This window comes from Akkermansia massiliensis, from assembly GCF_018847375.1.
Classification (GTDB): Bacteria; Verrucomicrobiota; Verrucomicrobiia; order Verrucomicrobiales; family Akkermansiaceae; genus Akkermansia; species Akkermansia massiliensis.
Map to the genome: position 1 here is coordinate 410373 of NZ_CP072036.1, position 21795 is coordinate 432167.

The 21795-nt window shown below is 57.3% G+C and carries 20 protein-coding genes; 5 read left to right on the forward strand and 15 right to left on the reverse strand.

Going from position 1 to position 21795, the window contains the following annotated elements; genetic code table 11:
* Positions 1-4: 4 nt before the first annotated feature.
* Positions 5-319: a hypothetical protein gene (locus tag J5W70_RS01800; RefSeq protein WP_022397757.1), complete on the reverse strand. Its 315-nt coding sequence runs from the start codon at positions 317-319 to the stop codon at positions 5-7.
* 279 nt (positions 320-598) lie between these two features.
* Positions 599-1006, reverse strand: coding sequence for an OsmC family protein (locus tag J5W70_RS01805; RefSeq protein ID WP_022397756.1), 408 nt, complete (start codon positions 1004-1006; stop codon positions 599-601).
* A gap of 81 nt (positions 1007-1087) precedes the next feature.
* On the opposite strand from J5W70_RS01805, the gene J5W70_RS01810 reads away from it, so the two are divergent.
* Complete coding sequence (locus tag J5W70_RS01810; protein WP_215832893.1) at positions 1088-3403, forward strand: protein-disulfide reductase DsbD family protein; 2316 nt, start codon at positions 1088-1090, stop codon at positions 3401-3403.
* A gap of 76 nt (positions 3404-3479) precedes the next feature.
* On the opposite strand, the gene J5W70_RS01815 is transcribed toward J5W70_RS01810, so the two are convergent.
* The 7 genes from J5W70_RS01815 to J5W70_RS01845 form a co-directional block, all read right to left on the reverse strand.
* Positions 3480-4211, reverse strand: coding sequence for a GDSL-type esterase/lipase family protein (locus J5W70_RS01815; RefSeq protein WP_180975195.1), 732 nt, complete (start codon positions 4209-4211; stop codon positions 3480-3482).
* A 54-nt stretch (positions 4212-4265) separates the two neighbouring features.
* The gene (locus J5W70_RS01820) at positions 4266-4859 is read right to left on the reverse strand and encodes a 3'-5' exonuclease (protein WP_022397753.1); all 594 of its coding nucleotides are present in this window, start codon (positions 4857-4859) and stop codon (positions 4266-4268) included.
* A 1-nt stretch (position 4860) separates the two neighbouring features.
* Positions 4861-7332: a DNA mismatch repair protein MutS gene (gene mutS, locus J5W70_RS01825; RefSeq protein WP_215832983.1), complete on the reverse strand. Its 2472-nt coding sequence runs from the start codon at positions 7330-7332 to the stop codon at positions 4861-4863.
* A gap of 357 nt (positions 7333-7689) precedes the next feature.
* Positions 7690-8040, reverse strand: a complete 351-nt coding sequence (gene rsfS / locus J5W70_RS01830) for a ribosome silencing factor (protein WP_022397751.1) — start codon at positions 8038-8040, stop codon at positions 7690-7692.
* A 21-nt stretch (positions 8041-8061) separates the two neighbouring features.
* The gene (ftsH, locus tag J5W70_RS01835; RefSeq protein ID WP_022397750.1) at positions 8062-10506 is read right to left on the reverse strand and encodes an ATP-dependent zinc metalloprotease FtsH; all 2445 of its coding nucleotides are present in this window, start codon (positions 10504-10506) and stop codon (positions 8062-8064) included.
* A 166-nt stretch (positions 10507-10672) separates the two neighbouring features.
* The gene (locus J5W70_RS01840; RefSeq protein ID WP_022397749.1) at positions 10673-11470 is read right to left on the reverse strand and encodes a hypothetical protein; all 798 of its coding nucleotides are present in this window, start codon (positions 11468-11470) and stop codon (positions 10673-10675) included.
* The gene (locus tag J5W70_RS01845; protein WP_022397748.1) at positions 11460-12536 is read right to left on the reverse strand and encodes an AAA family ATPase; all 1077 of its coding nucleotides are present in this window, start codon (positions 12534-12536) and stop codon (positions 11460-11462) included. The genes J5W70_RS01840 and J5W70_RS01845 overlap by 11 nt, the downstream gene beginning before the upstream one ends.
* Positions 12537-12817: 281 nt before the next feature.
* On the opposite strand from J5W70_RS01845, the gene menB reads away from it, so the two are divergent.
* On the forward strand, positions 12818-13642 hold the full coding sequence (gene menB, locus J5W70_RS01850) for a 1,4-dihydroxy-2-naphthoyl-CoA synthase (RefSeq protein WP_022397747.1): 825 nt from the start codon (positions 12818-12820) through the stop codon (positions 13640-13642).
* Positions 13643-13654: 12 nt separating this feature from the next.
* The gene (locus tag J5W70_RS01855) at positions 13655-14485 is read left to right on the forward strand and encodes a hypothetical protein (protein ID WP_022397746.1); all 831 of its coding nucleotides are present in this window, start codon (positions 13655-13657) and stop codon (positions 14483-14485) included.
* A gap of 75 nt (positions 14486-14560) precedes the next feature.
* Here the strand turns inward: J5W70_RS01855 and J5W70_RS01860 are convergent, their stop codons facing one another.
* The gene (locus J5W70_RS01860) at positions 14561-15517 is read right to left on the reverse strand and encodes a hypothetical protein (RefSeq protein ID WP_022397745.1); all 957 of its coding nucleotides are present in this window, start codon (positions 15515-15517) and stop codon (positions 14561-14563) included.
* Between the two features lie 79 nt (positions 15518-15596).
* Complete coding sequence (locus J5W70_RS01865) at positions 15597-16760, reverse strand: hypothetical protein (RefSeq protein WP_022397744.1); 1164 nt, start codon at positions 16758-16760, stop codon at positions 15597-15599.
* A 337-nt stretch (positions 16761-17097) separates the two neighbouring features.
* On the opposite strand from J5W70_RS01865, the gene J5W70_RS01870 reads away from it, so the two are divergent.
* Together J5W70_RS01870 and J5W70_RS01875 are read left to right on the forward strand one after the other, a co-directional pair.
* Positions 17098-17580 carry a hypothetical protein gene (locus J5W70_RS01870; RefSeq protein ID WP_022397743.1) on the forward strand — a complete coding sequence of 161 codons (483 nt, stop codon included), beginning with the start codon at positions 17098-17100 and terminating at the stop codon, positions 17578-17580.
* 47 nt (positions 17581-17627) lie between these two features.
* Complete coding sequence (locus J5W70_RS01875) at positions 17628-18095, forward strand: hypothetical protein (protein WP_146017874.1); 468 nt, start codon at positions 17628-17630, stop codon at positions 18093-18095.
* A 128-nt stretch (positions 18096-18223) separates the two neighbouring features.
* Here J5W70_RS01875 and J5W70_RS01880 read toward each other — a convergent pair whose 3' ends face one another.
* The 4 genes from J5W70_RS01880 to J5W70_RS01895 all read right to left on the reverse strand — a co-directional run bounded on the left by J5W70_RS01880 (position 18224) and on the right by J5W70_RS01895 (position 21670).
* Complete coding sequence (locus J5W70_RS01880; protein ID WP_208050630.1) at positions 18224-19279, reverse strand: ABC transporter permease family protein; 1056 nt, start codon at positions 19277-19279, stop codon at positions 18224-18226.
* 52 nt (positions 19280-19331) lie between these two features.
* On the reverse strand, positions 19332-19964 hold the full coding sequence (locus tag J5W70_RS01885; protein ID WP_022397740.1) for an ATP-binding cassette domain-containing protein: 633 nt from the start codon (positions 19962-19964) through the stop codon (positions 19332-19334).
* Positions 19961-20839 carry a hypothetical protein gene (locus J5W70_RS01890; protein WP_146019189.1) on the reverse strand — a complete coding sequence of 293 codons (879 nt, stop codon included), beginning with the start codon at positions 20837-20839 and terminating at the stop codon, positions 19961-19963. The genes J5W70_RS01885 and J5W70_RS01890 overlap by 4 nt, the downstream gene beginning before the upstream one ends.
* 264 nt (positions 20840-21103) lie before the next feature.
* A complete protein-coding gene (locus J5W70_RS01895; RefSeq protein WP_022397738.1) occupies positions 21104-21670 on the reverse strand; it encodes a hypothetical protein in 567 nt (188 codons plus the stop codon).
* Positions 21671-21795 lie beyond the last annotated feature (125 nt).

Consider the following 21795-nt stretch of genomic DNA (forward strand, 5'->3'; position numbering starts at 1 on the left):
AAACTCAATCCCGGTGCACGCGGCACGTCCAGCCGGCCATGGGGCGCGGAACGCCGTCAATGGAGAAATCAATGTCCGGTCCGGTTTCCGTAACGGTTCCGGAGACAATCACGCCCGTGCTCCTTTCAGCATCGTCAAAGGAAATATTCACGTCCGCCATGGCGCAGGCGGCGCGGCTGTTGGAAGCCGGCACAATATTCAAAACCCCGGAATTCGCGCCTTCATTGAACCGGTACGTGTAAACCCCATCATACACGATTCTCGTCTCCATCTTGATGACGTCCACATCCCGTCCGCCGAACTGAAGCCTGAACAGCATGTCCCCTCCCTCAAAGAGGCTTACCTGCTGACCACTGAGGGAAACGCTCCCGTCATCCCCTGATTTTCCCGAACCGCCGCCGCATCCGCACAAAAGCCCGCACACTGTTACAGGAACCAAACACAAAACAGGGAAAAATTTCTTCATGCCCGGAAAAATGCACAACCTGACAATATAAGTCAAGTTCACTCAATTATTATTACATTTTTCCAACATTTTTTAACATCATAAAAAAACCGCCTGTTTTCACAGGCGGCCTCAAGAAAACACAGGCGGCTGTCAACCCACCCAGTTCCAGGTGATGGGAACTTCAATATCGGGATGCAGGCTGTGCTTGACGGGGCAGCTCAGGGCGGCCTGTTCCAGCAGCTTCCTGTCCGGATGATCGGCTGGGAGGGGCACGGTGATGACCACTTCCAGCTTGCCGATGCGGCGCGGGTCAGCATTCATGTGCTTGCCCACTTCCACCGTCATGCCTTCCAGCTTAATTCCTTTGCGTTCGGCCACAATACCCATGATCGTGCTCATGCAGCCGGCGAGCGCCGCGCCTACCAGGTCCGTGGGGGAGAAGGACTCGCCCTTTCCATTGTTGTCCACGGGGGCATCCGTGGAAAGCTTGGCCCCGGAAGGCTCATGAACCATGGAGCAGTGGAGGCCGCCCTCGTACGTCGTTTTAGTTTTTACCATGACCCTATTTTATACAAGGCGCCGCACCATGCAACACACAAACATTGAATCCCCCCTTTCTTTATGGTAACCGCCTTTGTTATGAGAAACTTTTTGAAAGCCGCCGCCGTTTCCCTGGGTATTTTTGCCGGGGGAGCAGGTACGGGGGCGGCACAGGACTTCGGAGCCATGAACTTCGGCGGCGCGGGAGATTTTGGAACGCCCCAGGCATCCGGAACCTCCAAGGCTACAGTCACGTCCTACGGAGAAACTCCCTTCGTCATCGTGACGGAGCTGACTCTGCCGGACCACTGGCACGTCTACTACAAGAATCCGGGAACGGTAGGGCTGCCCATGGAAGCCGCGTTCAAGGCCGTTCCCGGCTTCCGGGTGGAAGGCCCCTTCTGGCAAATTCCGGAATTGGGGAAAGGACTCGTGGATTTTTACGGTTACAGCGGGAAGGCGAAAATGGCCTTCCGCGTGACTCCTGAGAAGGACGCCCCCGCGGAAACGACCTTCACCACCACCATGACGTGGCAAATGTGCGCGGAACAATGCGCCGCACCGGAGACCAAAGACTTCAGCGTGACGCTGAAACGCGGAGACGGACAGGCCGCCCCCGACGCGGCCGAACTGTCCGGCGGCATGGCGGGACTTTCCACCCCCGCATGGGCGCAGGGACTGAAGGCCCGGATTTCCCAGGAAGGAAAAACCGTCACCCTGCACCTCAGGACGAACGGGCAACCGGTTCCGGAAGATTCCGTTTATTTCTTCTGCGACCAGGGGGAAATCAACCCCACCACTCCCCAGACCTTCAAAAAACTGGATGGCTCCAACTACGAGCTGGCCATGCAGTACAATGACACCACGGACGGCCTTTACCCCAACAACCTGCCGGAAGCGGACAAAGGAAAACCGCTGGCCAGCCTTTCCGGCATCCTGCGCGCAGGGAAGGAAGGCGTCAGCATCACGGCGGACAACCGCCCCTTTTCCGAGGGAGCGCAGGCGGCGGCAACAGCCGCGGAAGCCTCCCCCGCGTCTTCCGGACCCGTTCCCGCGCCGCCGCTGATGGGACTGGGGGAAATCATGTTCTTCATGTTCATCGGCGGCATCATCCTGAACGTCATGCCGTGCGTCTTCCCGGTAATCGGCCTCAAGATCATGAGCTTCGTCCAGCTGGGAGGGGGGGAACGGAAAAAAGTGCTGGCCCACTCCCTGACCTTCGTGCTGGGCATCCTGATCTCCTTCTGGATCATTACGGCCATCCTGATTGCGCTGAAAGCGAACATGTTCGACTGGGGCGCCCCTGCGGGACCCGGCATTTTCAGCAGTGAATTCTGGCTGGGCCACGGCGCGGAAGGCGTTGTGAACTGGGCCTTCTGGTTTGAAAACCCCTGGGTGAACTTCTGCCTGCTGGGCCTGATGCTCGCCATGGGGCTGAGCATGTTCGGTGTTTTTGAAATAGGCGTCAAGGCCACCACCATGGGCAACGACCTCCAGCACCAGAAGGGCTATGCCGGCTCCTTCTGGTCCGGCGCCCTGGCTACGGTCATTTCCACTCCGTGCAGCGCGCCGTTCCTGGGGCAGGCCATCGGCGCGGCCATGCTCCAGCCTCCGCTGGGCATCGTGCTCTGCCTGACCATGATGGGCCTCGGGATGTCCCTGCCCTACATCATTCTGGGAGCCTTCCCCGTTCTGACCAAATACCTTCCCAAACCGGGAGCGTGGATGGAATCCTTCAAGCAGTCCATGTCCTTCCTGATGTTCGGCACCGCCGCCTACTTCCTGTGGATTTACATTGCGTTCTTTGACGCGGACAACCATCCGCAGGACATCCTGTTCCTGTTCTTCGGCCTGGTGCTGTTCTCCATGGCCTTCTGGGTGTACGGCAGATGGTGCCCCATGTACCGCAGCCGGAAATCCCGCATCACGGGGGGCGTTTTCTTCGTGATTTTCCTGCTGGCCGGCCTGTACTACATGCTCCCCCCGGAAGGAGCCGCCTGGTTCGGCCGCGGAGCGGATTCCGGAACAGCGGATTCCTCCGCAGCTACGGCTCCCGCCCGCCAGGCGGAAGGAAGCGTGTGGACCCCCTGGAGCCCGGAAGCCATGCAGGCCGCCCTGAAGGAGGGAAAGCCCGTTTACGTGGACTTCACGGCCCGGTGGTGCTCCACCTGCCAGGTCAACAAGGCGTCCTACACGGATGAAGTGCTGGCCGCCTTCAGGAAATACGGCATTGTCATGATGAAGGCGGACAAAACCCGCACGAACCCCGCCATTGACCAGGAACTCAAAAACCTGGGACGCACGGCGGTTCCCGTGAACGCCCTGTACCTGCCCGGCAAAAAGCCGATCGTCACCCGGGAACTCCTGTCCCCCTCCTACCTGCTGGAATTCCTGGAAACGGAAATGGACCGCTGAAAGCGGCCTTTTCCGCAGACGGAAACCAGTCCGGACCACAAAAGCAACGGCAAGGCGGACAAGAAACCGGGAAAACTCAGCCTTCCCGGTTCAGCAGGGGCATCAGCGCCTCCGCCCAGGCCTGGTAGCCTTTCGCGGTCAGGTGCACCTTGTCTCTGAACATTCCTTCCCGGAACGTTCCGTCCGCATTCAACAGGCGTCCGTTAATGGAGAGAATGGTGGTCCGGGGCAGTTTCAAACCGCGCAGGCGTTCATTGATCTCCTCCTGCCGCTTGCGGAGGGGTGCGGAAGGATCGGGACCGTAGGGCGTCACCTCCATCAGGATCAGACGGGTTTCCGGGAACCTCTTCAGCAGGCGCACGGCCACTTCCCGGATGCCCTTTACCGTTTCTTCCGCGGGCTGCTTCCCTTCCCACCGTCCGATGTTATTCGTCCCGGCCAGCAGAACGCAGTAACGCGGCGGCGTTTTGACTGCCAGCTCCGTATCCTCCATGCGCCACAGGATGCTCTCCGTCCTGTCTCCGCTGACGCCGAAGTTGACCGCCTTCATCGGCAGGAACACCTTCTTCCACCATTCCGCGCCTTCCTGCTCCCAGCCCTGCGTGATGGAATCCCCCACGAACAGGATGCCGCACTCCTTCCCCAGCAACTGCTCCCGGACTACCTTGTAACGGGCGGGAACCCAGTGCTGCGTGTTCATCCTGGGAACGTCCGGGGGATCCAGGACAATCCCTGCCGGGGGCTTCTCCGCAAAAACGGAAGAAAGGGACAGGAGCAGAAAAGCGGCAAGAAAAACGGAAGCTTTCATCTTCCCTGTAATACGCATGGACGGCAGGCCAATCTTTCCGGGGGAAAAGGAAAATCACTTTCCCAACGCCCTGCCAAGCACCTCCAGGGGCTGGGAGGACAGCTTCAGCTCCCGCACCAGGAACCGGACGACGAGCAGGCTTCCCAGCGCATCATACAGGGCGTCATGCCACCGGCGGCCGGGAAGCAGAGCATCCACGGAGGGGGTTAGCCCCAGGGAATCACACAAAGTGGACAGGGAATAATCCGGCAGGCCCGGCACGCACATCTTCCCGAGCGCCAGCGTATCCAGCCACGGCCCGAAGCCGTGCCCCGGAAAGCGGCGCAGGAACTTCCGTTCCGTGGCGGGGTTATGTCCCACCACCACGGCGTCCCCCAGGCGGGAACGGATAGCCGGCCACAGGGAGGGAAAGGAAGGCGCATCCGCCAGCATCTCCGTAGTAATGCCGTGCACCTGGGAGGCCGACCATAAAACGGGTTTGTCCGTAGAAATATAGGACGTCCACAGCTCCGGCTCCCCTTCCAGGGAAGGACAGGCGGCAATGCCTATCTGAACGGGCTGGTCCGTCTCCCCCCGGGCCGCCCCGGCGGATTCAAAATCAATGGCGGCGAAGCGCAGGCCGCCGATCATGTCTGCGGGCAGAGTCATATCAGAACAACTCCAGCTGGGCGTACTCTCCGGTGGGCATATCGTCGTCCATGTCCGTATTCTTGGCCCTGGGTTCCGCCAGACGGGCGCGGTCCTTTTTCCGGGGCCGCGTGGAATTCATTTCCAGATGGGACAGGATGGCCTTGGCGCGGTCCACGATGGCGGCAGGCATGCCCGCCAGGCGGGCCACCTGGATGCCGTAGGACTTGTCCGCCGCCCCCTGCACGATCTTGCGCAGGAACACAATCTCCTCCTTCCATTCCCGCACGGCCACATTGTAATTCTGCACGCCGGCCCTGGAACGGGCCAGGTCCGTCAGTTCATGGTAATGTGTGGCGAACAGGGTGCGGGACTTCAACTCGTCATGCAGGTATTCCGCCACGGCCCACGCGATGGAAAGGCCGTCAAAGGTGGCGGTCCCGCGCCCGATTTCATCCAGAATAATCAGGGAACGCTCCGTGGCGTTGTTCAGGATCAAAGACGTCTCACTCATCTCCACCATGAAGGTGGACTGCCCGCGCGCCAGGTCGTCGCTGGCCCCCACGCGGCAGAAAATGCGGTCCACCAGGCCGATGTGGGCGGACTCCGCCGGAACGTAAGCCCCGATCTGGGCCATCAGCGTAATCAGGGCCACCTGGCGGATATAGGTGCTCTTGCCCGCCATGTTGGGCCCGGTCAGCAGGATGAGGCGGTTTTCCTCCGGTTCCAGAAAGGCGTCATTGGGCACGAACACGTCGCCGGAAACATTCTGCTCGATAACGGGATGGCGGCCGTTGACAATGCGCAGGGTCATGGAATTGTCCAGCACGGGGCGGCAGTACTGGTACTGCTGCGCGCCCTCCGCCAGCCCCAGCAGCACGTCCAGGTCCGCCATGGCGTCCGCCGTAATCTGGATGCCGTCAATGTGGCGCCCCACTTCCTCCCGCAGCAGCAGGAACTGTTCATACTCCACCTGGCGGGAACGTTCGTCCGCCCCCAGGATGGTATTCTCCATCTGCTTGAGCTCCGGGGTGACGAAGCGTTCCGCATTCACCAGCGTCTGCTTGCGCTGGTAGTCGGGAGGCACCTTGTCGTAATGGCTCTTGGTTACTTCAATGTAGTAGCCGAAAACGTTGTTGAAGCGGATTTTCAGGGAATCAATGCCCGTCCGCCTGCGCTCCTTCTCCTGGAGCTGGGCCAGCCACTCCTTCCCGTCGCGGGAAGCCAGGCGCAACTCATCCAGCCCGGCGTGGTACCCTTCCCGGATGATGCCGCCCTCCTTGATCGTCACGGGCGGCTCATCCACCAGGGCGCGCTGGAGCAGGTCCACCAGCTCGTCAAAGCAGCCCATGCGGGAGCGGATGCTTTCCAGCATTTCCCCGCTTCCGGGCAGGGATTCCAGATCATCCCTGAGCGCGGGAATGCGCCCCAGGGAGGAAGCCAGCGCCTGGAGGTCACGGGCGTTCCCCGCGCCCTGGGAAATGCGGCCCGTCAGCCGTTCCATGTCCCGGACGTTTTTCAGGCTCTCCCGCAGCTTGCTCATCAGGTAGGGTTCCTGCAAAAGAACGGAGATCATCTCCTGCCGCGCCTGGAGCTTTTCCAGGTCGCACAGGGGGTGGAGCAGCCAGTCCCGGAGCTTGCGCGCGCCCATCGGGGTGCTCGTCCTGTCCAGGGTGCCCAGCAGGGAAAGCTTCACGCCGCCGCGGGAATCCACCAGGTCCAGGTTCCTCTGGCTGGCCTGGTCAATCAGCACGGCGCTCTCCGTGGCGCGCACGGAAATACGGCGCAAATGGTCCGTGGGGCGGCGGAGCTGGTAGCCCAGGTAATGAAGCACCGCGCCAGACGCCCCCAAAGCGGCGGTCATCTCCCCGCAGCCGAAACCGTCCAGGGAATGCACCCGGAAGTGGCTCAGCAGATTGGGAATGGCCGTGGAAGGCAGGAACGTATACCCGTCGTAATAAAGCGTGGGATGGGCGCCGGGGAAGCAGTCCGTCTGCTCGTCGCTGACCAGAAGTTCGGAAGGATTGATGCGGGACAGCTCGTCCAGAAGCAGGTCCATGTGCTCAAACTGGGCCACGGAAAATTCCCCCGTGGTGTGGTCCACGCATGCCAGGCCGAAATGCTTTTTATCCTTATAAAGAGCCACGATGTAATTGTGGCGGGAGGAATCCAGCAGATTCATATCCGCCAGGGTTCCGGCGGAAATCACGCGGGTCAGCTCCCGCTCCACCAGCTTGCCCGGCTGCGGAATGGTGGTCTGCTCCGCAATCGCCACGCGCTTCCCTCCCTTCACCAGGCGGCCAATATACCCTTCCGCGCTGTGGTGAGGCACCCCGCACATCGGAATGCCGTGGCGCTTGGTCAGCGTCAGGCCCAGAATGGAGGAAGCCTCCTTGGCGTCCTCAAAGAACATCTCATAAAAATCCCCCAGCCGGAAAAACAGCAGGACGTCCTCCGGCAAGCCCTTCTTCATGCGAAGGTACTGATCCATCATCGGGGTGGAGGTAGGTCCGGAATTACTCATAAATAACGGTGAAAGAGTAATCTGATTGCGGCTGCAAGGCAAGATTGGAATCTTGTTAGAACCGGGCCGCCATGCCGCTTTTCCAAGGAAAAACCGGGGAGAGCGCCCCCAAATCCCTGGTAAAGAAAATGCGCTGACGCAACAATCATTGCCCCTTTTTTCTTCCGGGCCGGATCAGGCCCCCATCATGCGGAGGAGCGCAAACATCCTGTCACCGATTCCTTTGCTCCGACGGACGGCCAACAAGCCGTCCCTCCCCTCCGGAAAGATAAAAAAGCCGTGCCGCTGTCAGACAGAGGCACGGCGGAAAATTCAGATCACCGGGGGTTAGTACTCCACCAAGGGGGCATCCTTCCACAGGGTGTCCATACCGTAGAATTCGCGCGTTTCCTGCCCCATGATGTGAACCATCACGTCAATGTAGTCCACCACGGACCACAGCGCCACGGGCGTGTCTTCCACATAGGTGGGGAGGGCGCCCGTCTTTTCCCGGACGGATTCTTCCAGCTCCCGGATGACGGCGCGCAGGTGGGGGACGGACAAGCCCGTGCACACCACCATGAAATCCGTCAGGGAAGACATGCCGCGCAGGTCGTACACCCGCACATTTTCAGCCTTGGCGTCATCCGCGGCGCGGGCGCACATCCTGGCCAGTTCCATCGCATCGTTGGCTACCATAATTGATTCGTTTCTATTGGATTATTTCTTCTCTTCGCCGTCCTTGCCGTACTCCTCCACGGGATTGTAGGAAAAGGGGTCCTGCTCCGTCTGGCCGCTCTCCTTCTTCCGTTCCTCCGCGTCCTCCGTGCGGTCTTCTTCGGCATCCTTCTTCACGGAAGAACCGGAATCACCCTTCCCGGGCTGCTCTTCCACCTCCGAAGGCATGGGAGGCGGGGTCACCTTGGCGGGAGGATTCTTCATTTCCCCGTATTCCAGAATGTCCATGACCTGGGAGCCTTCCAGCGTTTCAAATTCCATCAGGGCTTCCGTCAGCATGTCCAGCTTGTCCCGGTTCTCCGTCAGGATGGTCATGGCGCGTTCATACGCGCTGTCCACCAGGAAGCGGACTTCCGAGTCAATCAGTTCCGCCGTGGATTCGGAATAATTGCGGGATCGCGTCCCCAGGTCGCGGGCAATGTACACTTCCCCCTGGTGTTCGCCGTATTCGATCAGCCCCAGTTTCTCGCTCATGCCGAACTCGCACACCATGCGGCGGGCCAGGCTGGTGGCGCTCTTGATGTCTCCGGTAGCTCCGCTGGTCACGTCGCCAAAGACGATTTGTTCAGCGCAGCGGCCGCCCATCGCCACGACGAGCTGGTCGAGCATCTCGGACCGGAGCTGGTGCATCTTGTCGTCCGAAGGAAGCCACATGGTCATGCCCAGGGCTCCCCCGCGGGGAACGATGGTCACCCGGTGCAAAGGTTCGCTGTGCGGGGTCTTCAACAGGCAGATGGCGTGTCCCGCCTCATGCACGGCGGTAATGCGGCGCCCGCGTTCATTAATCGCCAGGCTGCGGCGTTCGCGGCCCCAACTGACCTTGTCGCGGGCTTCTTCCAGTTCCGCTTCCGTAATCTCCTTCAATCCCTTACGGGCGGCCAGCAGGGCGGCTTCATTGATCAGGTTGGCCAACTGGGCTCCGGAGAAGCCGGCCGTGCCGCGGGCAATGCGCGCAAAACCGACTCCGGGAGCCATTTTCACCTTTCTGGCGTGCACCTGGAGGATTTGTTCGCGCCCCCGGACGTCCGGAAGGTTCACCACCACCTGCCGGTCAAAACGGCCCGGACGGAGCAGCGCCGGGTCCAGGATGTCCGCACGGTTGGTCGCCGCAATTACGATCACATTGGAGTTGTTTTCAAAACCGTCCATCTCCACCAGCAGGGCGTTCAGCGTCTGCTCCCGTTCGTCATTGCCGCCCCCCATGCCGTAGCCGCGCTGACGGCCCACGGCGTCAATTTCATCAATGAAAATCAGGCTGGGGGCCGTTCTCTTGGCTTGCTCAAACATGTCGCGCACGCGGCTCGCGCCCACGCCCACGAACATTTCCACAAAGTCCGAACCGCTGATGGAATAAAAAGATGCATTGGATTCCCCGGCGATGGCGCGTGCCAGCAGGGTCTTGCCCGTACCGGGAGAGCCCACCATCAGCACGCCGCGGGGAATGGTGGCGCCCAGGTCACGGAACTTTTCCGGATTGCGCAGGAATTCCACCAGTTCCCATACCTCCTCCTTCGCCTCGCTGATGCCGGCCACGTCCTTGAACGTCACCTTGTTCTTGTCCGGGGCGATGAGGCGCGCCCGACTCTTGCCGAAGCTCATGGCGCCCCTGGCCCCGCCGCTCTGCGCGCGGAACATGAAGAACAGGATTACCAGAATGAGCACGATAGGCAGCAGGTTCAGCAGAATGCCGCCCCAGGAGCCGGACTCGCGCTTGAACTTCGTATCCGGCCCCAGCAACTGTTTGACCCGGTCTCCCTGGAATTCCAGGGTAAAAGGCACTTCCACGCGTTCAAAACGCTGCTTGTCCACGGAGGCGTCCCCCGTGGCAGCAGGCCAGATGCGGGTGACAATCTGGCCGACCAGCACGTTCTGGTTCCCGTCTTCCGCCAGGAGAAGGCCCTCATTTCCGCCCGCGATGCGGCCTTCCAGAGCCAGGCGGTTGAACTCGGGCACGGAAAGCTTCTGCGCTTCTTCAGGAATAATGGAAACATTTTTCCCCGCCTCCGTCCGGTACGGGCTTTCCACCATCCTGTAGCCGGAAAGCTCGTTCAGCAGGGGCTTGTCGCGGTCCGGCAGGGACATGGAATAGGACAGCACGAAGGGTTTCATTTCCACCTTCGGCTGGATGTCCTTTTTATAAACCAGCGCATGGATGACGCCTTCAGAGCCGTTCTCGCTCAGCACCACTTCCACGGGGGCCTTCGGATCGTTCAGCACCACGCGGCCCGCCTTGTACTGGGCTTCAAAGGATTCCAGGTTTTCCTTGCGGGGCCCCAGTCCAAAGGATTCCGGGGTGAAAAATCCGAACGCGAGGACGCCTGCAATGAGAAGAACCATGACCCACACGCCCCAGTTGGGGGATTCGGGCTTTCCGGAGCCGGGAAATTTGGGAGGACGAGGAGGACTGGGTGGCATTCTGTCAGACATAATGTGGTTAGCACACAGAAGTTAATGAATCGGGCGGCATGATACGCGAGTCCTTGTAAAATAAAACTTTTTTCCGAGACATGCCATACAGCCGGCGCAGGATGGAACCGGACCGTTCCGGGCCCGGAAGCGCCTTCCGGCAATGAGGCAATAGACAGCGCGGGATTCAGTCCCGTTTCCTTTTTCTGCGTCGTCCCTCGTGATTCGCGCTTTCCCCGTTCATGCGCTGCTGGAGGCGGCGCTTCCACTGGGGCATCTTTTCCGCCGTTTCCGCCGGATGAAAGCCGCTCCCCTTCCGGCTCTTTTCCTGCCAGGCGATCTCCTCCTGCGCCTCCAGCCGTTCCCGCCGCCGCTGTTCCTGAATTTCCGCCAGTTTCCTGGCGCGCCGGATTTCCACCCGCTTGCTCACCTCCCCGTGGGCGGAGGTCACGCGCCACGGGCCGATGCGGTGGGGATACGTGATGGGCGCGCAGATCAGCTCCGCATCCAGAAACCGCATGGAGCCCACCAGCAGGTTCTTGACGTTTGCCAGCAGGCCGCCGTCCGTCCAGACGCCGCCCATGCCCATTTCCAGCAGAAAAGCCAGGTGAAGCGTTTCCGCCTCCGAGGCCAGAATGGAAAAATCCCTCAGGGAAATGCCCTCCGCCGGCTCTTCATGCGGGGCGGCCACGGAAGCGGCCCGGAGCAGGAACATCGTATCCCGGACCTTGCGGCTCAGGGCGCAGACCAGTTCCCCCACCTTGGGACGGGCGTCAAAACGGTAGTCCTTCACCTCCACCAGCCATAAATCCCGGCGTTCCGGATGATACAGCAGGAAGTCCATCTCCTTGCACCCCCCGCAGAAATTCTGCGCCTGCCGGGCATAATAATCCGAGCATTCAATGCGGCACACGACGTAGCCTTCATCGATCCAGAAACGGTGGACTCCCTCCACGTAATGAGCTTCTGACGGCTTATGACTCATAGCTCAGCTTCAAATACCTGTCCGCCTGCTCGATTTCCGCTTCAAGAGATTCGATAGGCCCCACATCCTCCAGGGATTCCCCCCAGGATACCCTTACCCCGGAGCGGTCTCCCCGCGGCACGCTCATCCCGAAAAACTTCCTCTGCACCATGGCATTGCGGGGTTCGGAAAGCTGAATCATCAGCTCCCGCAGCAGGAACAGGCTGTGGGAAGACAGAATCACCTGCACCCCCGTCTTGGCAAGCCCCGTCAGGGTTTTCACCAGCACGGGCAGATGGGAGGCGTTCAGATTCATTTCCGGCTCATCCCAGAACAGCACGGACCCTCTTTTCACGGAACCGTTCCGGATCAGGTAGCTCAGCGTGCCCAGCCTTTTGAAGCCCTCCGCCACCAGGCTCATCTCGATCGGCTGCTGTCCGGGACGCTGCAAAAAGAACCGTCCGTCGCGCTTCACCACCTCCCCGCCGATGATCTTCTCCAGCCTGGCGACCACGCGCCCGGCGTCCGTGCTGATAGGTTCCGCTGCCGCATCCACGTCCAGGTAACGGCAGAGGTCCCAGCTCCCCCCGTCCAGGAACTCGGGGAACCTGCTCCCCACCTGTACAAAGCTCGGGTAAATGGTCAGAACCTCCCGCGCCGCCAGGAACACCACCGGCACGTTCAGGAAGCGTTTGGGCATCTCCTGAATGCTCAGCCCCTCCTCCTCATGCCCCGCCTGAAAATCAAACACCAGGTTCCCCATGCCTTCCGGCACCCCGTCCCCCTCCATGGAAGCCTCCACATGGGCATGGGCGTTCCCGCGGTTCCGTGCCGTCAGCCCGGCCAGTCCGCGGGACGCGAAGACCCGCATCAGGTCCTTCCGGAGCCGCTGTTCCTCCGCCCATTTCTCCGGCAGGGACTTCCTGCCCCCGTCCGCGCTCCACTTGGCTACGGTATAGCACAATTTCAGCAGATGGCTCTTGCCGGAATCATTGCCGCCCACCACCACATTGATTCCGGGGACAAACTCAAAATGTTCGCTCCCGGGAAACACCGTCACGCCGCGCACCAGTAGGTCATGTATCATACCGTTCCCAATGTAGCACAGAAGCGCATGCCGTAAATTACAAATGCCGCCAGCTTCCGTCACCGGGAAGCCTTCCGGAAAAGCAGCGGAAAACCGGGATGAAGGAAAAAGATTGCCGCCCGGCTCCGTCCACGCTTTTCCAGAGCCTGTCTCCCGGAAAACGCAGAAAAAACGCCTGCTCCCGTCCTCCGCCGCCTTTCCCCCCGCCCAAGTCCGCATACACCCGGAAGTCGGCGCATTTTAAGCTTCCCATTGACGGACGCCTTATTAAAGTAGTCCGCATGAGCGCACAATGGACCACCGCCAGGGAATATACGGATATCAAGTATGAAACAACGGACGACGGCAGCATCGCGAAAATCACGATCAACCGCCCCCAAGTCCGTAACGCGTTCCGTCCCCAGACCGTGCATGAAATGCTCAACGCCCTTAACGCCGCGCATGAAGACCCCAAGGTGGGCGTGGTCATCCTGACCGGGGAAGGCCCTGACGCCTTCTGCTCCGGCGGCGACCAGAAAGTGCGCGGAAATGCCGGCTACATCGGTGAAGACGGCGTGCCGCGCCTGAATATTCTGGATGTGCAGCGCACCATCCGCACCATGCCCAAGCCCGTCGTCGCCATGGTGGCCGGCTACGCCATCGGCGGTGGGCACGTCCTCCATGTCGTCTGCGACCTCACCATCGCCGCGGACAACGCCAAATTCGGCCAGACGGGACCCAAGGTCGGCTCCTTTGACGGCGGTCTCGGCTCCTCCTACCTGGCGCGCATCGTGGGCCAGAAAAAGGCTCGGGAAATCTGGTACCTGTGCAGGCAGTACGACGCGCGGGAAGCGCTGGACATGGGACTGGTCAATACCGTGGTGCCTCTGGAAAAGCTGGAAGAGGAAACGCTCTCCTGGTGCCGCCAGATGCTCCGGCACAGCCCCCTGGCCCTCCGCTGCCTGAAAGCCTCCCTGAACGCTGACTGCGACGGACAGATGGGCCTGCTGGACCTGGCCGGAAACGCCACCCTGCTCTACTACATGAGCGAGGAAGCGAAGGAAGGCAAAAACGCCTTCGTCGAAAAACGCGCACCCGACTTCTCCAAATTCCCCAGACTCCCGTAACCCCTCCGCACCATGTCCCCCAACTCCGACAACGAAGGCGCCACCCGGAACGGCTCCGCCGGCAGGGAATCCCTGCACGACCTGCCGGAACATGAAAACATCGTGGAACATTTCTACGATCCGGAGGAACAGGCCGGCCAGGAGAAACCCGTCCGTGAAAAAACGCCCTTCTCCCTGATCGGCAACCTCATCTTCCTGTTCACCATAGCCATTCTGGCGGCTATTTCCTGGCTGATTTATTCCTCCTGGAGCCCGCAGAACACGGCTGACCTGCCCGGCTTCCGCCAAAAGGAAAACGCTCCGGACATCCCCAAAATCCTGAAACAGGCCATTAACAGGGACGCCTCCGTTTCCTTCTCGGAAGAAGACATCAACCGCTACCTGGCCTCCTCCGTCCATCCGCAGCAGCACGGAGCCCTGGCCATCTTCGCCACCAATCCGGCGGTAGGCATCCGGCTGCACGGCGGCAAGGAACAGCCGGACGGCGCCATCGGGGAAGGCTGCATGGAAATCATCATTGAACGCTATACGGGCATCGACTCCCGCCAGACGATTTCCCTGTTCCTGACGCCCTTCCAGTCCATGGACCCGCACAACTACATGGCGGTGCAGACCCGCTTTGAATTCTACAATGACGAGACTCTGCCGGGGGGTATCCACGTGGGTGGCACCATCGGCAGCCTTTCCGTCCCCCAGGGCTACATGATCTTTCTCCTTCCCGCATTTGAAAACCTGCTCCAGGCCTATCTGCCGCTCATCCACATGATTGAGGAAAGCGGCATGGGCATCCACATCAGTGAAGGCAGGCTGAACCTGACGCCTCCGCAAAAACGCACGCTGTAGCGGAAATCCGCAGGGGTTCCGCAAGGGCCAAACACCAAAGCTCAAAGGTCCTATTCAAACCTTTGTCTCCGGCATTTAGTTTTTCTCCAAATCCCTGACCATCAGGGTCATGTATTCTTCCGGCCAGGAATGGGTAATCTGCCCGGCGTCATTGAAGACCGCCACCAGGCGAATGGAATCCCGCCCGTCCGAAAGCACCAGCACGGTTTCATCCTTTTCAAAATCGTAACGGGGCTTGCCGAGCTTGAAGGCGGCATTCCTGCGGTCCGTTTTCAGCCACGTGCGCGCCTGTTCCATCGTCATTCCCCGCAGGGCGCGGGCATCCTTGAAAACGCGCCGCGCCGCATTCATGGCCGCAGGGGTGGAAACCACCATGCTGTTGCGAAACGGACGGGTTTCCCACATGCGGTCAATGTCACGGTCCAGCGCGCCGCCCATGCCTCCGGAAAGGAAAAACACGGCTGCGGGCCAGACCAGAAGAATACCTACTACCCAAGCCGTCAACCGTTTACGGCTCCTGGAAAGCGCCGCGATGCCCTGGGCTATTTTCCCCCATTTTTCCACCAGTTCCTCATCCGCATGCCCGAACAGGAAATTCACCTGCCTGCGTTTAATGCCGTTCCGCAGTTCCGCCACCGTCCTTCCCTTCTCCGGAGCCAGGTCCTCCAGCGTGGGGCTTCCCTCTACAAAATGGCGGAAGATTTTAGGCCACAGCACGGGAACTACCGCAAACCGGATCGTCAGCAGAACCAGACTGCCCACCAAACAGCCGCTCACGAATAGAACGTCAAACGGGCGGCTGAAAAAATAGTCCGGATTCCACATCCAGATAAAAGGCGCGGCCAGATAAATCCCCAGGGAAAACAGGCACCATGACCAGACAATGGCGGAAAAACGGCTGACCGCCACGGCCACCCCCAGCAGGAACAAAAAGGCCCCCAGGGCGATTCCCCACGGGAACGCCCCGTAAATGGCGGCCGGAAAAGCCAGAATCATCAACGCCATGCCTACGGGCTGCCGAACTTTTTGCATGTCCGGACCGTAACACAAGCCTTTGAAGGCATCAAGAAAGGAAGGCACCGCAGTCACACAGGGCCGCTCCGCCTTCCCCTTATTTCAGCCAGCCGTACTCCATGATGAGCGCCGCTTCCACTTCCGCATTCTTGGCGGCTTCCGCATCCAGATTCTCATGCATGGTTTTAATATCCTTCCTTTGCGCCAGATATTCCTTGCCTGATAAAGCCATCCTGGACTTTTTAAACTCAATTTCCTTCAAAATGACTTTCTTCCAGATTTCAAACCTTTTCCTGCTCTCCATCAGCGCGGCCACCTTGATGCGCCTCTGCTGCAAATCCATCACAACCTTTTTCTGCATCAGATCATGATTTTCCTTGGCCGTCTTGTATTGGAACCAGGAGGTCAGCCGGGTGTCCAATTCTTCACGCAGGCTCATATTCACCTGCATGTCTCCGGCGCCTGCAAAGAACCCCTGGTAAGTGCCGCCCGTACTGGAAAACAAGGTAGGGCTGTAAAAATTAATATCCACGGACGGGAAAAACTTCATCTTGGCATTTAAAACCTGCAACCTGGAAGCTTCCAATTCCATGGCTACCATGGTCACCACCAGCAAATCCAAATGGCGGGAAGCACTCTTGTATTTCCTCCAGTCCACCCTGGGCATCGTTTCAGGCCTGACGAGCCACTGGGCATCCATATTCCCCATGAGGACAGCAAATCCCTGGGAAATTTCACTCACTCTCTTCTCCCAGTCATCCTGGATCAATTTCTTCTGAACTCCATCATCGTCATAGGGCACGGCATCCAGCCGGTTCTTATGGCTGACACATGCATTCTGATAGGAAAGTACCTGCCGGTACAACCTGGACACCAGCTCCCTTTTTTTCATCTCCAAGGTTTTCCGGGCCGTATAAACGGCGGATTTGGCCGAATAATAATCAAAAGGTATCTGCGTCAGGGACGGCATATTAAACAGAATATTGGTATTATACTCTACATCCTGCGCTGTTACACGGGTCAGCTCGCTCAGCTCTTTTGTCAGCATCCAATCCAGGTTCACGCCCGGAATGACCTGGGTATACACGCTGATAACAGAACGTTCCGTAGCCCTGAGAGCCTGTTCCGAGCGCTTCAAATCCAAATTTCCCTCCATCATGACGGCCATTGCCGTATCCCATGAGATTTCCCTCCGGGGCAGTTCGTCCCAGTTGGGGATGGCAGCCATTTTATCCATCAGCTCCACCGTTTTTCTTTCCATGTGCTTATCCACGGAACAGGAAGTACATGCAACGGCGCAAATACAGAAACCCAACAGAGTCCTCCACCGAGCCACCCTGAATGGACTCCAGAAAAAGCTGCAAACCGAGGAGAAAAGGAGCATACTGGTGCCCGTTTCATAACTTCTGCCTCTGAAAAGTCAAGTACCAACACAGCAGAACCGGGAAAAGGAGGAAGGAGGAAGATCAGCAATGGCAAGCCGAAATCCTCTTCCATCCCCTTTCTGAAAGGGGTTCCATTTTCCAAATTTCCTTCCTTGACAGATCATAGGAAATACTACAATCTCCTTCAATAAACATTATCTACAGTTATTTGTTATGCTCCCTCTTTCCCAGAAAATCTCCCTGGCCTGCTGTTCCCTTGGACTTCTCTTTTTGACGCAATGCGGCGGAAGCAGCAGTAGCGGCGGCAATGCCCCCGATACCCTCAACGGTACCGTATTATCTATCAGGCTGGGAATAACGGCATCGGATTTCCCGAATATTTTTGAACTGATCACCGCCACCAACGGACAGTCCAGTCTTCAAACCCGTGGACAGAATATTGAAGAATGGAATGGCTCTCCAACCGTGATTTACCACAAGACGGGCAATAATGCAGCTACTCTGAACCTGCGCTGGATTGCAGGGAAAAACAATACTACGGCATATTCCATGGACCTCCCTGCTCTGGAATTTGACCAATCCACCCATGCATCCGTAGGCGGCGAAGGAGGAACGCTTTCACGCCAGCCCGCAGGACAAGAAATGCAAACTCTCAATGGCGTCAGTGCAGACGTTACCATTACTTACAGCAACTAATCATCCCTTTCCGTCTTACTCATATAATTTCAATATCCTCCATCTATATGAATACTCGTTTTTGCATCATGGCATCTCTGCTCCTCCCCTCCTTTTTGTGCACGTCCGTGCTCACAGGTTGCGGGGGCTCCAGTAAAACGGAAGAAATCTATATTCCTGTCGGAACAGCTCGCAATGTAGAAATCTCCCTGGAAAACAACCAGGTATATACGGTTGCCTTTGACGTTGTTTCCACACACAACGCCAACATCTATTCCGGAGAGAGCGCGGAGCCCAGTGTCGCGTCCATGCACGTCAGAGGCTATGTTCCCGCTGATGACACCGCCGCTGAAATAGCTTTTTACTGGTACACCAACAGAGCCGGTGAAGAGGCCTTCCCCTGCTACTTGATCATGACCGACGTTAAAAATGTAACCAAAGGCACAGGAACCGCTACATGCGCCCTGTCTGATCCCTATTTTGCCGATCCTGCCGTTACCGACCGGCCCGGTACTCTGACGAAATTCAATAAATAACCAGAATTCATTCTCTGACTTTTAAAGGCCTGCGGACTTCCTCCGCAGGCCTTTTTGTATCAAAAAACCGCATTTTCAAACGAAGGAGGAACAATTATTTACCCCCCGGCATGGGGCATGCGCACTGCTTACTTCAACACTTTCCCAATAGGGCGATAGGCAGAGAAGGCAACCGGCACGGAAGAAAGCAACACACAGATCAAAAGTGAAACTCCCAAAAGCCACAAATCCTGCCGTATGTCCGCATACGTCAACACCGCATCGCCCAGCTTGAAAAATTCTCCCAGGACAATCTTTTGAGTCTTCATAAAGGCCCATACAGCTCCGGCATAAGAAATTCCTATCAGGAATATGTTCTCCACAATAAATGTCAGCACCAGCAGAGCCGGACGCACCCCAAAACTTTTCATCAATGTATAGACATACTCGTTCTGCCGGAATTCCATAGACGCCAGGGCAATCAGAAGAATGCCTACAATAACCGCAATACCGATAGAAAAACCGGTCCGGCATTCCATCTGGTTGCTCATCAGCACTTCCAACCTCTTCAACATGCTCACATGAGTCTGAACCATCGTCATGCTCCCGTCATAGCGCACCATATTATTAAGCGTTTCCTCAATATTCTGGATATTGTCCGCCGTCATCTCATGAACCCTGATCACATACCGGTCATTGCTTATAGGGGCCTCCTGCCCGGTATTGAAAGCTCCTTCCGGAGCCAGCACCACTCCTGAAGGATATAATTTCCCTAAAAGGTGGTTCTCCGGCAACGGGGATGCATTCAATGAAAAGTCAAAATCCCCGATGACAACTCTGCACGGTCCCGGATGCAGGGAACTCCTGTCCGGGTGAAACAAAAGGACGACAGGCACTTCCTCCAGCCCCAGATCAGCAAGATAAAAGCAGGACTCCATATTGTATTCCAGAATGGGGAAAACCGCCTTTCCCACACGGGCGAATCCCGCGGGAGCATCTTTTAACGCCAGGACGTCGCAGCCATACAAGGAAGGCAATTCATGCTGAAGCAAATTCCTTTTGGAAGGTTCACCGTCGCGCACGGTATCAAGGACTACAATCAGATCAGCCCCGTTTCTTTTGATCTCATCATGCAGCATCTTTGCAGAGAGAACATAATTCGCAAGAAACGAAAGGGCGCACAGGGAGAGGAAAAACGCTACCAATACCCGGGAAAGCGGGCTGGCGGGCCTTTCCCTCCACCGGTGCAGAGTATCCTTAAAGAGATACAGGCTGATTAAAATCAATGATTTCATGAGTCAGGTCAAAGAGCCGGGAATCATGCGTGCTTAAAATGCATATCTTATCGGACGGGTATTCCCTGATCAATTTCTTGATGATCTCCGTATTGCTGTCATCCAGACCGGAAGTAGGTTCGTCCAGCAGCAGAATATCTGAATCCTTCATCAGCGTACGGGCCAGAGCCGCACGCTGGGCCTGTCCGCCGGACAGGCTGCCCGCCTTCTTGTGACGCAGGGATTCCAATCCCAAACGCTCCACGAGGTCGTCCACTCTTTGTGTCCACTGTTTTTTAGGCAGCATGGCCATCTCCGCACACAATTGAAGATTCCTCTCCACCGTAGCCAGAGGCAGCAGATTGATCCCCTGAAACATGTAACTTACTTCCTTCCTGCGATAAAGAGCATCAGTGAGAGAACGCCGGCCGGGAGCAAGAACCTTTCCGCGCTGGGGTTTCAGATAACCGGCCAAAAGTTTCAGCAGCGTGGTTTTTCCGCATCCGGAATACCCTTTTAAAATAGTGATTCCAGATGAAAAAAGCCTACTGTAGTTTTCAAAAATCCATTGCTTTCCTGAGTAGCTGAAATAAACGGATTCACATGCCAATTTCATTTTTTCCGTACAATCAATTCCGTTTCTCCATTTACGATCAGCTCCATATCCGGATGCGTTTTTTCAAGCAGTTCCTGCCAGGAGGAACATTTCCTTCCTTCCGGACTGGAGGCCAGCAAAACCTTATTGAGACGAATCACCTCTCCGGAAGGAGAATAATAGAGCCTGGCCGTGCAATTGGAACCCAGCATGGCGTGAGCCCGGTCATGATCCTTTGGAGACAGGCGGAAAAAATAAGCCAGTAAATCCCCCCCGCTGGAAGTGTTTTTCTCTACACGCTTGAAAGCAAAGTTCCCCCGCAGCATGGAACCGTCACTCATGGGAACAGCCAGATATAATGATTCCGGCGGCAGCCTGGTCAAATCAGGATCCGCTATGGAAATGGTAATATAATAGGCGGAATCATCACAAACGGTAGCAATGGCTGCCGCCGCATCCAGATACAGGGATACGCTGTTGTCCCGCGGGAAGGAAAACTGGTACTGCAGCTTGCCGTCAAAGGGCATTTTAAGGATGTATTTTTCCTCTTTCTTGCTGAAGTCCAATCTGGCCTTGTCCCCCACCATGGCTAATTCCTTTTTGGTCAGTTCAATCTTGTCCTTCAAGGATTTTTCCGCCCGTTGGCCGCCTTCCGGCTGTTTGCTGGCATACTGCCTTTCCTCCCTGGACAGGGAAGAATAAAATTTCATTTCTTCCAATTGTTTCTCCAATTCGGACAGTTCCTCCTCCTTGGCGATACGGTCTTTTAAAATCTTGACCTCCAGCTCCCTCCGCTCCATCTCAATTTCATCCTCATTGACCGTAGCAATGATGGTATCCCGCCGAACGCGGCCGTCCGCCGGAATCCAGTTGCTGACGATGCCGTCCGCCGGCATGCTAAAAGAACGTATCCTCTCAGGGACGACCTTGGCCCTGAATACATTGATGTAGCAGTCCCTGGCTGTTTCCGGAACTTCTTCTTGAACGTTCGGAACAGTCTCCGTTCCGAAGCCATGCGGCAAAAAAGACGCCAGCATGCATGAAAATGTCACCAGGCATAATTTTCCCCAATTTTTCAACATATTTCCTGCAAAAAAAAGCGCGGCCATCCTTCACGAACGACCGCACTTTGAATATAAAAACTGTGACTCATGGGCCACTCAATTACCGGTAGGATAATAGAACACCGTGCCATCCGTTCCCGCCCAGGGGTTCCCGGCAACAATAGCTCCTTCTCCGTCCTGAATGCCGCTCACGAACGAAACGTTGCCCGTACACGTACCCTCGGCCGTTTCATACTTTGAAGAGGTATTGAATGTGATGTCCATGTTCACCTGAACGGAGCCGTAGAAAATCACCACAATCGGACCAGGCAAAGTGACCTGGCCCTGAGCAATCACGAAGTTGCCCACCAGAGAAGCTTTTTCCGCAGTCGTTCTTCTGTACACCATGTGAGTCGTGGCGGGAATAGAAGTACCGGCAGCGGCTCCCTGAATCTTCGCCAGAGGAAGGTCGGTATCATTGCCATCCAGCTGGATGATGAGAGAGGAGGCGTTATCCGGGTTCACCTGATCCGTAATCGGCACTACCATATTCAGCCTGCTGCCTGAGGGAAGACAGGTTCCTTCTCCACTATCGCCGCTGCCTCCGCAGGACAGGAGCCCGGCAGACACTGCCGCCAGAGACAAAAAGGAGAGAGAATACTTGTTAAATACACGGGCAAACATAATGGAAAATGAGTTTTTTTCAAGATAGTGATTCTTGGGAGAACGTCAACAAAATAACTGCATTGATCTGCATCTTCATGCTGTTCCGCGGACTCAAAGCCCTCGGGGAAAAGAACGGACGGCCT